This window comes from Yersinia fenwicki (genome assembly GCF_043099325.1).
Lineage (GTDB): Bacteria > Pseudomonadota > Gammaproteobacteria > Enterobacterales > Enterobacteriaceae > Yersinia.
In genome coordinates, this window is the sequence record NZ_CP170755.1 from 3968188 (window position 1) to 3982703 (window position 14516).

Here is a 14516-nt window from a genome sequence, read left to right on the forward strand (position 1 = left end):
ACCACTTAATTGAGGAAAGCCTGGCCTAAACGGTCAGCCACAATAATAGCGGCATAAACACTGTCTGCTGTGACGGCAAACGGCATATTGTGAATAGTTTCACCCTCAGCACAGCTGGCCTCGGCTACCGCGCGAATTTTGCGTTCGATATCCTGTGAAACACCCATTTCGGCTAATGTGATTGGTAAGCCTAATTGTTGGCAGAATGAGAGAACGGTTTCGATCTCTTCCATACTGCTATTCTGTAATACAAGCTGTGTCAGGGTGCCGAAAGCGACTTTTTCACCGTGGTATAAATGATGACACTCTTCCAATACAGTGAAACCGTTATGAACGGCGTGAGCTGCTGCCAAGCCACTACTTTCAAAACCAATACCACTCAGATAAGTATTGGCTTCGATGATGCGCTCCACGGCTTCGGTAACAACCCCTGCTTCAACAGCCAGTTTGGCTTTGTAGCCCTCTGCCAACAGGGTTTCGTAACACAAACGAGCCAGAGTGACGGCGGCTAGTGTCGATGCCCCTCCCGCCATGCTGATGGCCTTGGCGTCAAAACAAGCCTGAGCTTCAAAGTAAGTAGAAAGCGCATCACCCATACCGGAGATAAGCAAACGTACCGGCGCTTTGGCAATAATCGCAGTGTCCATCAACACGATGTCTGGGTTTTTTGGATAAATCAGATATTCGGCAAACTCGCCCTGTTCGGTATAAATCACCGACAGAGCACTGGTTGGCGCATCGGTAGAAGCGATAGTCGGTACCACAATCACGGGGATATGTTGATAGTGAGCAATCGCTTTAGCTGTATCGAGGGTTTTACCGCCACCGATACCAATCACCCCATTACATTTATATTTTTTCAGTTCAACCGTTAAGCGCTCAATTTCGTGGCGGGAACATTCACCGTTAAAACGGCTGAAATGATTTTCCAGCTCACTGCCTTGCAGGCTGGTTCCAACAGCATCCGCCGTTAGCTTCATTACAAAATCATCAGCGATTATAAAATAGTTATTAGCCAGTAACTTAGCAAATTCACCAATGGACTGCAGTGCATTGGCACCTTGAATATATTTAGACGGAGATTGAATGACTTTCAGCATACCTTACTCCTGTAGCGTAAGAGATAGTGTCAGAATGAATCTTTTTTTAGGATCAATTTGATGAAACTGGAACCACTATAAGCGCAAAAAACAGACTGAGAATCGACAGTTAAAACGTTCCAAAATGAAACACTGTTAGTTTAATGAGGTTTCATAGTGAAACGAATGCGTAAAGGGTCAGGGGCAGGAAGAGAGGTAGTGCACAGAATGCTTTATGGGCATCAAGATGAATCAATATCGTTTTGGTTAAGACAAAAAAACAGCCCCAAGCATGGAGCTGTTTAAGTTATTTCAGACACGAGACTTTCAGCTATTCACTCACTGGCTCATCATGCGCCTTTTCTTTTGGTTCCGGATTCATACAGCTATATATCACCGGCAATACCAGTAGAGTCAGTACGGTTGCAAAGCCCAGCCCGAACATAATCACCACAGCCATACTCTGGAAGAAAGCATCGCTGAGCAGCGGGGCCAGCCCTAAGACCGTAGTAAATGCGGTTAACATGATAGGGCGCAAACGCGCAGTGGAAGCATCAATAATGGCATCACGCAGCGGTTTTTCCTGCCGCTGTAGGCCAATTTCTTCCACCAACACAATACCGTTACGTATCAACATCCCACTCAGACTCAATAGCCCCAGTAAGGCCATAAAACCAAATGGAATACCGGTGAGCAAAAAGCCCACGGTGACACCAATCAGTGCTAAGGGTACCGTCAGCCAGATAGCCAGCGCATTACGCACAGAGCTAAACATCAAGACGGTCACTACAAACATAATCAGGAATGCTATTGGCAAACTGATGAAAATACCCCGTTGTGCTTCTTTGGTACTTTCGTAGTCACCGCCCCATTCGAGCTCATAGCCGCGCGGCAATTGAATAGACTCAACCCCTGGCTTGATACGCTGTAATAACTCAGCCGAGGTCTCGCCCCCTTGCTGAGTTGGATCAGTTTGCACCGTCAATGTCCGTTTGCGATCCAGACGCATGATAAGTGGATCTTCCCACTCGGTCTCAAAACTGGTCACGACGTTATCGATCGGGATAAAGGCCTGGCGTGCCTGACTCCAGACCATCACATCATTGAGGCGTTCAGCATTAAGCCGCTCGGAATCCGGTGTGCGCAACACAATCGGCATCAGGCGCGTCCCATCGCGATATAAGCCAACCGATAAGCCACCAAAGCTCATGCGCAAGGTGCCATCAACCTCACGTTTATCCACACCCAGCTCGCGGCCCAGATAATCAGAGAATTGCGGTCGGATCATTTTGCTACGATCTTGCCAGTCATGCCTTGCGCCATCGGCCATCGGATCGGCAATGATCGCTTTTTCCGCCTGAGCGGCCAGTGAACGCAGCACCTCGGGATCAGGGCCAATAAAGCGGGCTTCAATCGAGCTGTTGTTTGACGGCCCGAACATGATGCGTTTGACCTGCGCATCAACTTGTGGGTATTCGTCATGCATATAGGCTTCAATTTCATCAATCAAACCCGGTATTTGGTCTAGCTGCTCAGTGCGAACCATCACCTGCGCATAGTTAGGATAATGACGCTGGGCGTTATAAGTCAGCATAAAGCGCATCGCGCCCTGACCGATTGTCGCCATGGTGTCAGCCACCCCTTTTTGCTGCTTGATGTACTGCTCAACCTTATTCGCCACTCCTTCGGTATAACTAATATCTGTGCCATACGGCAGCCAAATATCAACAAAGAAGATAGGTGTGTTAGACGGCGGGAAGAAGCTCTGGCGAACATTACCAAAGCCCACTACCGATGCCACTAACATCGCCGCCAACACAACCAAAGTTACTGTTCGGTATTGCAGTAATTTATTCAACACCACCCGATAGTAGCGGAATAACCAGCCATCGTAAGGTTGCTTAGCAGGTTTATCCTCATCCACCTTCGCAGGCTTTTGGTTCTGGAATGCCCACTTAGAGAACACCGGCGTCAGCGTCAGTGCAGTAATCCAGCTCAACATCAGCGAGATCAACAACACTTGGAATAGCGATTTACAATATTCACCGGTTGCATCGTTGGACAGGCCAATCGGGGCAAAGGCTAAAATGGCAATCACTGTCGCGCCTAACAGCGGCATCATCGAGCGCTTCACGACATTGCCGATCGCCGTAGAGAGACTCTCGCCGCGCTGGCGGCCCACCACAATCCCTTCCACCACGACAATGGCGTTATCCACCAACATACTTAGCGCGATGATTAGCGCTCCTAGCGATACTCGCTGTAGCTCGATATTAAACAGCCACATAATGAGCAAGGTGCCAAGTACGTTCAGTGCCAGCGAGATGGCAATCACCACACCGCTGCGCACCCCCATAAAGATAAGCAGGGTGACAACAACAATGAGCAGAGCCAGCAGGAAGTTAAGGATAAAGCCGTTGACCGCCCCCTCCACTTCATGGGACTGGTCATAAAACACGTTGATGTGCATACCTGACGGGCGTTCACCTTCCAACTGCGCCAGTCGAGCTTTAATGGCATTACCCACATTCACCACGTTGACGTTCGGAGCGAATGAGATCCCCAGCGCCAATGCAGGCTTACCGTTAGCGCGGTATATATTGGTTGGTGAATGACCAAAACCTTGGGTCACTGTCGCGATGTCACGTAAGTAAACGCTTTTTGGACTACCGGGTTGACTGACCAGTAAGTTCCCCAGCTCTTGCACACTCTGGAATTCACCGGTTGGATGCAAGCGAATCGACTCACTACCCACCTGTAGTTGGCCCGCATCGGACACCACATTCTGACGAGCAAGCAAATCGGATAATTGTTGTGGTGTAATACCAGCGGCAGTCATCTGGGCGCGAGAAATCTCTACCTGAACTTCCTCAGGCAAGATACCGACAATCCCCACTTTACCGACTCCCGGCACCAGTACCAACTCACGCCGTAATTGCTCAGCAAAGTTACGTAAATCCTGATTACTGTAGCCATCACCGGTCAGTGAGAAGAAGAAACCATACACATCGCCGAAGTCGTCGTTGACCATCGGCGCACTGGCACCTGGTGGCAACCGCACACTGTTATCATTTATCTTACGCCGCAATTCATCCCAGATTTGCGGCAACTCATTCGCCCCATATTGCGCACGAATATTGATAGTAATTTGCGATAAGCCCGCACTGGAAATAGAGGTGACGTCATCGACATAAGAGAGTTCCTGAATGGCATTCTCCAGCGGTAACGTGACTTCCTCTTCAACCTGTTGTGCCGACGCACCATCATAGCGGGTGACAACTACTGCTGTTTTGATGGTAAAGGCCGGATCTTCCAGCCTGCCTATATTGAGATAGGCAATAATACCCCCAACACCTAGCAACAGAATCGTTAACCAGATACGGGTACTATTATTGATATAATTATCAAGCAGCTTCATTAGAGACCCCGCTCACGTACCCAAGCCCGAACAACTTGATTAGGGCGAAGCTCACCGGTGCCAGCTGCGACAATTTGCTCACCATCTGCTAATCCAGAAGTGATTTGAATACCGTTCGCTGTCAACTGACCCACTTGCACTTTGCGTTCTTCAACGTGCATCTGGCCATCATCATTCTTGATGACCCAAACACGCGCATCATTCAGCTGGGCACTGTCAGGGTTAAATACCGCTTCGACGGGGACCACAATCGTCGGATGGTCAGTACCAGACAAATTGCCAGAGTTGATTCTGACCCGGCCACTGATACCTGAAAGCAATGGCATATCTGGCGGGCGCTTCATGGTGAGTGTCACTTGGAAAGTCTGGGAAGCGGAGGTTGTTGAGGTGGTATGTTCTTTATATTCAGCAACAAATTCGCGTCCCGGCAGATGATTAAGTAATACCGTTGGCTTGTAGTTGCGGTTGCTGATGTCGAGAGTGGTAAACAGGCGTTCTGGCACACTGAAAACGACATCCAGCGTATCCAATGCGCTTAACGTTGCCACCGGCTGGCCCGGGGCCATGACCTGATGGTTTCGCGCATTAACATTGGCGATAATTCCATCGAATGGGGCGGTAATCGTGGCATCACTGAGTTCTTTTTGCGCAATTTCTAATGCTGCACGAGCAGATTCCATTTCGGCGCGGCGAACGTCCAACTCAGCGCGTGAGACAGCCCTTTGACCTTGCAAGGTATTGAAACGATTAAACTGATCTCGTGCCAGGTTAAAGGTGGACTGACGATCTCTGACACGCAGAGTCAGATCAGTATCATTCAACTTAGCAATTACCTGACCTTTTTTCACCTGCTCACCTTCACGAACCAGCAGTTGTTGCAATTGCCCGCTACGTTTAAAGGAAAGTTGAGTTTCATCACCCGCTTGTAGCCGCGCGGGGAAATAACGAGTTCCATTTTGTCCACTGTCTTCCACGGTAAATATTTTTACCGGACGGACACTTTCCACGACTTCTGGGGTAGTTCTGTCGCAAGCAGCGAGAAGAAACGTTAATAGCAAGGTGACAACTGTTTTTATCTTCACTATAAGATCTCGTTGAGTCAGATTTTCAAAGTTATTGCAGATTAGTTATTCACACTGTTGTATCTGTTTTCTGCACCATTTTTCTGTGACATACGACGCACCAGTTCTTTTAATAGTGTGATTAATAATCCCCCTGTAAATATCCCTAAAAGTAGATCATCACAATTATCACTCAAATGGGTAGTGTTATTTGCGTGAAAAATAAAGATAAGTTAACGGACAAATAGCCAATAGCAAAATAGCGCTATTCTGCTACTCACTATCAGCTATTTTTTTAAGAGCAACCGCGCTATCCCTAAATAATTCGAGTAAGTGCGCGCAGCTAACAACCCTGTGGCTTCAAGGCCGAAGGGAATTAGTAATCAACGGCATCCCGGATGATTGGACAAGTCATACAATGGCCGCCACCACGTCCGCGACCTAACTCACTGCCGACAATCTCAATCACCTCCACCCCTTCTTTACGCAGTTGGGTGTTGGTTTTGGTATTGCGGTCATAAGCCAGCACCACCCCTGGTGAAAGCGCAACCATGTTATTACCGCTGTCCCACTGCTGGCGCTCGGTGTCATAGTCATTACCTTCAGTTTCAACCACTCGCAGTTTTTTCAAGTTCAATGCACCAGCCACCGCTTCCACAAATGTGCCTTTGTCGCGGCTTAATTTAATGCCAGTTGGGCCATTATCTGGGCGCAATGAGAAGGTTTGAATCTGATTAACAATCGCCGGATAGAGGGTCACCACATCGCGATCGCAGAAAGTGAACACGGTATCCAGATGCATGGCAGCACGCAATTTTGGCATAGCGGCAATCATCACGCGTTCAACTTGCCCTTCACTGTTTTTAAACAGTGACTGAGCCAACTGAGTGATAGCCTGATGCGAGGTGCGCTCACTCATACCGATGAGCACGGTTTTATTGCCAATTGGCATCACATCGCCACCTTCTAATGTCGCGCTGCCGTGATGTTGCGTTGGGTCGCCCCACCACACCTTCACATTGGCATCGCCAAAGTCCGGATGGAATTTATAGATAGCCGTAGTGAGAATGGTTTCTTCATGACGTGCTGGCCAATAAAGCGGATTTAGAGTTACGCCGCCATAAATCCAGCAAGTGGTGTCGCGGGTGTAAAGAGTATTAGGCAGCGGCGGCAGCAGATATTCCGTGATGCCAACCGCCTCGCGGATCAGCTTCAACTCTTCTTTGTCGCATTTGCCATCTTTATGGAGTTCAGTGGTAGATAAACCGCCAATCAGCACTTCAGCTAACAAGCGCGGCTCCAGACTTTCCAGATAATTGCGAGTTTCTTGCAGAATACCCAGTGAAACTTCATTCGGCACAATTTGTTGATCCAGAATCCATTTTTTGGCCGCAGGAATAGCCACGGTTTCGGCCAGCAAATTATGCATTTCCACCACATCAACACCGCGTTCACGCATTTTGGTCATAAAATCAAAATGGTCGCGTTTGGCTCTTTCAACCCACAGAACATCATCAAATAATAATTCATCACAATTACTGGGGGTCAGGCGGTTATGGGCACGCCCAGGTGCGCAAACCATAACTTTGTGCAACTGTCCGACTTCAGAGTGAACACCAAATTTGGGTTTAGTATGAGTTTTCTTAGCTTTATCTGACATAAGAACTCCAATAAATTATATGGTGATGATTCCGGTGGCAATGCTATAAATCGCCGCAACCGCAGCCACAATAAGGACAATAAACAGTATTCTTTCGTAGGTATTAAACGCTTTCTGATGCTGTTCACGTTTGGCAATCAGATACAAAATCGTACCTGGGCCGTAAATGATGGCCGATAGCAGCAAGTATTTCAGACCACCGGCATAAATCATCAGTGCGGAATAGAAAGTGGCAATAAGGGCAAAGATAAGATCTTTTCTGTGACCACGTGCATTGGTTTCGTAAGTTTCACCCGTCCAGGCCAGTTTTAGTCCATAAGCGCCCACCAACAGATAAGGGATCAGGGTTAATGAGCTGGTTAACTCCAAGGCCAGTTGGAATGCATAATCAGTAAACAGTGTCAGAATTAAGAACACTTGAATAAAGATATTGGTTAGCCATACTGCCGCTGAAGGCACTGCGTTGCTGTTTTCGGTACCAAATATTTTTGGCATGCTTTTACTCTTCGCCGCCGAGAACAGCACTTCCGCTGCCAACAGTGACCAGGATAAATACGCACCCAATACTGAGATAATCAATCCTACGCTGATGAAGATGGCTCCCCAGCGCCCGACTATGGCTTCCAGAACCCCGGCCATTGATGGCTGGCGTAATGCAGCTAGATCGGGACGTAACAGCACACCGTAAGACAACATGGTTATCAGCACCAACAAGCACAGCACACCAATAAAGCCCAGAACCGTGGCAATACCAACATGGCTACGTTCTTTGGCGTAACGCGAATACACACTCGCGCCTTCAATACCTAAGAACACAAAGACTGTCACCAACATGGTGCTACGAACTTGAGAGAATAAGGACTCAGGCTCAGCCACCACCGGCATGACAGCTGCAGCATGGCCAACATAGCCGTAGTCATTCAGGTGGGATAAATCGACACTCTTAACTACATCTGGCGTGCCCCAGAAGTTCAGTGCGAACACATCACCTTTAAAGGCAAAAATTAATACGATGACGAAGATGAAGATAGGAATTATTTTTGCGAAGGTGGCAATGGTATTAATCGCCGCAGCCTCTTTAACACCCCGCAATATTAGGATATGGAATCCCCATAGAATCACCGAGGCCACTAATACCGCTGGAATGGTATTACCGTCACCAAAGATAGGGAAGAACGCCCCTAATGTTGATTTGATCAGGACAAAGTAAGAAACGTTACCAATACAGGTACCGGCCCAAAAACCTAATGCAGATGCAAAACCAAGATAATCACCAAATCCCTCTTTTGCGTATATGAATACACCGGAATCCAGATTAGGTTTACGCTGAGCTAATGTTTGAAAAACAAAAGCCAGCATTAACATCCCGCCACCAGCGATACACCAGGCAATGAGTGCACCAAAACCACCAGTTGCCCTGCCGAACGTTGCGGGTAATGAGAATATACCGGCACCGATCATTGAGCCGACCACTAAAGAAGTTAGGGCCGGTAAAGATAATTTATTCGTAGATGAATTAGCCATGATGTTCTCAATGACGTTGGATAAATTAAGTTAAAGGAAGATTCTGCCTTTACCCTAAATAATTCTAGTTACAGGAAGGCGGCCTCGCAGAGACGAGGCCCATGGACGGGCCGAATAACAAACGCAGCCAACGCACATGCAACTTGAAGTATGACGGGTATATCCTAAAAACAGATTCACCTGGACCCACTTCGCAATATAAATACATAGTTATCATAGCTTCCTTTAAAACTATTGCATAATGTCCGGAAAGTAGACCACGCATTACAATATGTAAATTGTTGAAAAAATTATTACACACCAGCTAATTTTCTAATAGTGATCTAAATCATCATTTTTCATATTCAGCGGGAATCTATCCAGTTTAATTCACTAAGTAAAAGCCACTCCATTAGCATAGAAATCTGTTTTCTTTATATGAGTCATTTAAGATGATTCCAGTAGATACACTCGCTCAATTACACGAGAAAAAATAGAATTCACACCAAGTTGCACTCAATAACCTCATGGTCTAGACTTAATGATTAACCATTGAAAATGAAATTAAAAAAACCTTTAAATTCAACAAATTAAAATAAACACCCTCAAATAAAAAAATAGGTTATTTCTTAGAAAAATTCTCTCTACCTTTTCATTTCAAACGTTATAACAGCCTTTTAAATTACAGATACCCCAACCAAAACCCCCAGCTTCGTAGCAGATATTTTAGTTTTATAAAATAAAGTGACATATCTTTCTTGTAGCCACAGCGGTAGTCACTCCTATCAATAAAACTGGCGATAGTAGTTCATTATTTAGATTATATTTATGGTTCATTTTGATTTATTTTACATTTTCTATTAAAACGTTAATTTTTAGTTTTCACACTCCCTCTAACGAAAACCATAGAGATATAAAGCCGCGCACAAATTAACACATAGGGTTTTATTTTTAATAAAACAGTCAATGTAAGATAAAGCATTTCAATAACTAATTAATTTAAATAAAGAAAATAGCGAATTTTCTTAATAGTGACATTAGAAACATTGATGTTGAATGTTAAAACATCTGGTAAGTAGGAAGAGTGTATCGATGAGAATGTTGTAGGAATTCATCCACAAAAGCTCATTATTCTCTTTCTATATAAGATAACGTAAATAAAACGGGTTAATTACATTTGTAAAACTCACACTTCATTAAACCCCTCTGTATGAATAAACATCTTCGCGGTTTTATTAGAGAATATCTTTAATTTCAAAGTCTCTGTTATCATTACGTAATCCAGGATAACGACGGTAACACCATGAAGAACGGCCCCATTGGGAGCCGTTGACTTAATCAGTTATCTCTAATGCCCACTCAACATGGCCGCTACGTTGTCTTTCTCTGATCCAAACGCAGCTGAGCCCCCGTACCTGTCACGGAATACCCCGCCAGAATGGCGACAAAAATCATAAATAGATGGCCTTCAGAAGAGTCCAGCAAGAATGAATTAAAGAAGTTACATGCCATATAGCTGGTTAATACCGCTAATAAGACATTACGTAATGCGGGTGTTTGTTGCCAAATAACACGGTAACAACAGACAATCCATGCCAGAAAGATAATAAAACCAACAACACCGGATTGGATAGTTTCCAGCAGATATTGATTATGTGGATTGTTTATCTTGTAGTTGATTTCCGGGTTCTCATAATAAAAACCGCCAGCACCGTGGCCCAGAATAGGCGCTTCCTTAATTAGCCGAACTGCCTCGATAGCAAAGGCAGAACGCTGCCCCATTGACGTAGAGCATGCATCATTGGCGTTATCCGCAGAGGCCGCCATGCAGACTTTAATCTCATCTACACCTTGCGTGATTCGCTGAGTCGCTTTATTGGGAATCAGCAGCAATGCCGCAAACGCAATGACTCCCAGCACCACCAAGAGCCAGCGTTGACGACTGCCTAGCGAGAAGAATAACCATACCCCTAACCCAACAACCAGAGCCACATACCCGGTGCGGCCCAATACCAAGAATAGGATGCTGTAACAGGCTGCTACCACCAGCAAACCGTAGCCCCAGCGTTTCCAGCCCTGACTTTTGACAGCGAGCATCAGCCATAGCATAGCCGCCAATGCCATAAAGAAGTTTTGGGTAATTTGTAGTTTAAAGATGGTTGGGTTTGTCGGATCCACATGGCCAATTGGAATATGTAACACCCCTACAGCTATCGTTCCAATCAAAGCCACCGTATTGGCGAGTAAGAAGCCTAAGCAAAACAGTTTCACCCGCTGCGGTTGATTAATAAAGAACAATGCCAACGGCAAGACATAAAGAAATTTCTTATCTTTACTCACCATCTCCGGGCCGTAGCTGTTGTGATGGAACAATAATGACAGCGCTAACAGTGCAAACATAGCGGCGGGTAAATAGACTAATGAGTTGGTCAGCAAGGGCTTTAATTGCAGAGACTTACGATTAATTATCAAGCTGATAAGAATTAAAACCAGCGATATATTGATGAGTGGATTAGACGTTGGTAAAGCGATACCTAACAGTAATGCCGCAATACTGCTTAGTATTTCACCACGCGGGTTAGCCGGGGATATGCCCGGCGAGGAAGTCAATGGAGTTATCATAATTCTCTCAGCTTAAGCTGGTTGGAAGACTCAAAATTGGCTGTCACAAGTCCATTATTAGCATACTACTGGCTTTGAATACGCCAGGCGTCAACGGCATCTATGACATCATCTACAGGGATAGCGTTCAAATAGCGATCCGTAGTGTCAGTATCTATCTCATTAGGATGTGGCAACGTGCGGTAATGACCCGCCCATAATAGGGTGTGCGGAGCCTGCCATGGGTGCCATTGATTAAGATTACTGGGGCCAAAGAGCACCACTGCGGGAGTTTGTAACGCAGCCGCCATATGCATTGCCACGGAATCTACGCCAATAAATAGCTTAGCGTTTTCTATCAAGACGGCCAGTTCCGGCAGTGCTAAAAGGCCGGATAAATTAATGACTTTTTCGGGCTGCGCGCAACCAGCAATAATGTCAGCGATATAGTCCAGTTCTGCGTTGTCTTTACCGCCGGTTAACAGCACAGTCTCGCCTTGTTCGGTGAGATGATTTATCAGTTGACTGAATGATTCACTGGCCCAGGTTTTAAATTTCCAGCGCGCAGAAGGTTGAATCAAGATGTAATCCGCAATATTACGTTGCTGACACAGTTGTTTTACTCGCTCAATATCATGTGGGCCATAAGCCATGCTGACGTTAGTAATGATATTCGTCAGTTGTAACGGCGCGAGGATGTCCAAATTATTGAGGACCGTGTGCCGTTCAGCAGCATTGGGAATAGCGACCAAGGTGGAGTGGCAGTAGCCCCATAACCAGGTATCGCGTTTTGGGTAATGGAAACCAATGCTGAAACCCGGTTTTAATAAACGGCAATAAGCGGCAGCTCGCCATTGATCAGATAAATTGAGGATCAGATCATAATGGTGCTCTTTCAATGCATTAAACAACGCTTTTTCGCCGCTGATTTGGGCTGTTAAGCCCGCATGTTTTAGACCGCGGTCGACAATAAATGCATGATTAACCGTTTTGTTCTTCCGCAGCATATCTTGCGTTCCGCCATATAGCAGCACATCGATTTTGGCCTGCGGATAGTTGGCTTTTAACGTGTTGAGTAAAGGCGTGGTAAGGAGAACATCACCGAAATGGCGTAATTTAATGACCAAAATGCGTTTAACATTCTCTTTCTCTCGCAGTATGACCGGTAAATTAACGGCACTGACGCGAGCAGGAGCAGAAAGTTGCCCGGCAGGTGATTCTGTCTTATTTGATGTATTCATCATAGGATGCGCCATCATCGGCAACGAAAGAGGGGCGATAATGCTATCCAAGTGTGTACTGCATGGCAATTCTTTATTTGATCGTGTGCGACGGGTTGACCGCACCTAGGGGCGCTCCGGCGACTTACGTCGCTACGACCCCAACGGCACGTTTCCCCGCCGTTTCACATTTGGGCTGTCTGCCCTTATCAAACAATATAACCCATTGACGTCGTCGCTGGCAGTTTGGACGCGACCAGCGCACAGCCAACGGAGCATATAATGAGCACTGCCCCGAAGCTCAAGCTGGCAAGTGAGATAGTCAATTTAAAGGCCGGGGGCTTTCCATAGGGAAGTCGTCAGCCCACTGTCTACTAACGTCAACTGATCGGTATACACTGCTTGCCAGTTAGTTTTAGCCGCTTGATATAGCGCTTTATGTTCAATATTGGGCTGGTATTCTCGCTCCCAGCGCACCAGCCGCTCTCCGGTATTATCGAGCGCTTCATATAGCCCGACGCCAACACCTGCTGCAATCGCACAGCCTAAAGCCGTGGCTTCTTTCACTACTGGGACACGAACTGTAATGCCGGTCACGTCCGCCAGAATCTGACTCCAGAGTTTGCCTTTTGAACCGCCGCCAGCAAATACCACTGACGAGGCTTTGACACCGGAAAATTCCGCAATTTGTGCCAAGTTACAGGCCGAAACGATTGCCGCGTTCTCTTCCAAGGCGCGGAATAAAGTGGCTTTATTGCATTTTTCAGGGTCCAGCGACAGGTTAATAAAGGAAGGTGCTGCGTGATACCAGGATTTAAAGCGCATAACATCAGAGAAAATGGGCATCACCCCGTAAGCACCGGCGGGCACCCGCGCCGCCATATCTTCCAACAAACTATAAGTATCAATCCCTAGCCGCTGGGCGAGTAATTTTTCTTCGGCACAGAATGCATCACGGAACCAGCGCATGGTCAGGCCGGTAAAGAAGCTAATGGATTCTGCTTGCACCATGCCGGGAATGACGTGGGGGTTAATGCGTGTATTCATATTGGGATCAGTAATCGGTTTGGGTAGGTTAACCACCTGCTGCCAGAACGTTCCCCCCAATATCGCAGTCTGCCCCGGTTGTACCACGCCTAACCCTAAACAGCCGAGTTGCACATCACCACCGCCCATCACTACTGGCGTCCCAGCTAACAAGCCACACTCTTGTGCGGCCTCTGCCGTGACATGCCCGAGCAAAGTGCCGGTTTCTTTGACTGGCGATAGAATATCGGCGCGTAATCCAGCCATTTCCAACAAGTTTGGCTGCCAGTTGCGCGTGACTAAATCCAACATTCCGGTAGTGCCCGCATTGGAGGGATCAACCGCCAGTTCGCCACTGAGCATATTCGCCAGCCAGTCGCTTATCATGGTTAATGTCCCGGCCTGACGATAAATATCAGGGCGGTAATGCGCCAGCCACAGTAATCGAGGCATCGCACTCAACGCCAGTGTCTGACCGGAGCACTGATAGACTTCAAGCTCAAAGCCATTATTGTGTAACTCTTTCAATTCACTGACTTCACGGCTGGCGCGAGCATCCACATTGGCACAAGCCCAAATAGGTTTACCGCTACGGTCATAGAGCACAATCCCTTCGCGCATTGAGCAAGCCGCAACCGCGCGGATAGCACTGGCGGGCAAGTTGGCCTGATGCAACGCCTGACGGATGCATTGACAGGTCAGCTTCCAGTTGGTGGTTAAATCAAACTCCATCGATTCCGGGACATCAGGTACTGGCAAATGCAGCCATTCAGCCTGTCCGGCTGCTATCTGATTTCCATTAAGATCAAATATTACCGCCCGGACACTGCCGGTGCCTGCATCCAAAGCCATCAGATATTCAGCCGATGAGAGTTGATTCATTGTTCGATCCTCAGCTTCAATGTGTTTTTATATAAATTCGTGTATAAATCCGTCCTCTGCTGCCAT

General features: G+C 46.8%; 8 protein-coding genes and 1 pseudogene. All 9 read right to left on the reverse strand.

All coding sequences use genetic code 11. From position 1 onward, the window contains the following. Positions 1 to 5: 5 nt before the first annotated feature. The 9 genes and pseudogenes from ACF3VQ_RS17980 to lsrK all read right to left on the reverse strand — a co-directional run bounded on the left by ACF3VQ_RS17980 (position 6) and on the right by lsrK (position 14450). Positions 6 to 1100 (reverse strand): glycerol dehydrogenase, encoded by a 1095-nt coding sequence (locus tag ACF3VQ_RS17980; protein WP_392432401.1) that lies wholly within the window; start codon positions 1098 to 1100, stop codon positions 6 to 8. 310 nt (positions 1101 to 1410) lie between these two features. Next, the gene (locus ACF3VQ_RS17985) at positions 1411 to 4497 is read right to left on the reverse strand and encodes an efflux RND transporter permease subunit (RefSeq protein ID WP_392432402.1); all 3087 of its coding nucleotides are present in this window, start codon (positions 4495 to 4497) and stop codon (positions 1411 to 1413) included. Continuing rightward, a complete protein-coding gene (locus ACF3VQ_RS17990; protein WP_392432403.1) occupies positions 4497 to 5579 on the reverse strand; it encodes an efflux RND transporter periplasmic adaptor subunit in 1083 nt (360 codons plus the stop codon). Before ACF3VQ_RS17990 ends, ACF3VQ_RS17985 begins: the two co-directional genes overlap by 1 nt. Before the next feature lie 41 nt (positions 5580 to 5620). Then, positions 5621 to 5811 (reverse strand): annotated as a pseudogene (locus ACF3VQ_RS17995) (LapA family protein). A gap of 123 nt (positions 5812 to 5934) precedes the next feature. Continuing rightward, a complete protein-coding gene (gene arcA, locus ACF3VQ_RS18000; protein WP_005159142.1) occupies positions 5935 to 7218 on the reverse strand; it encodes an arginine deiminase in 1284 nt (427 codons plus the stop codon). A gap of 15 nt (positions 7219 to 7233) precedes the next feature. Continuing rightward, positions 7234 to 8742, reverse strand: coding sequence for an amino acid permease (locus ACF3VQ_RS18005; protein WP_005159143.1), 1509 nt, complete (start codon positions 8740 to 8742; stop codon positions 7234 to 7236). Between the two features lie 1350 nt (positions 8743 to 10092). Further along, entirely contained in the window at positions 10093 to 11343 is a 1251-nt protein-coding gene (gene waaL-ps, locus ACF3VQ_RS18010; protein WP_392432404.1) for an O-antigen polysaccharide ligase WaaL-ps, read from the reverse strand. A gap of 65 nt (positions 11344 to 11408) precedes the next feature. Continuing rightward, the gene (gene rfaQ / locus ACF3VQ_RS18015) at positions 11409 to 12566 is read right to left on the reverse strand and encodes a putative lipopolysaccharide heptosyltransferase III (RefSeq protein ID WP_392432405.1); all 1158 of its coding nucleotides are present in this window, start codon (positions 12564 to 12566) and stop codon (positions 11409 to 11411) included. Between the two features lie 303 nt (positions 12567 to 12869). Further along, a complete protein-coding gene (gene lsrK / locus ACF3VQ_RS18020; protein WP_392432406.1) occupies positions 12870 to 14450 on the reverse strand; it encodes an autoinducer-2 kinase in 1581 nt (526 codons plus the stop codon). Between the last annotated feature and the right edge of the window lie 66 nt (positions 14451 to 14516).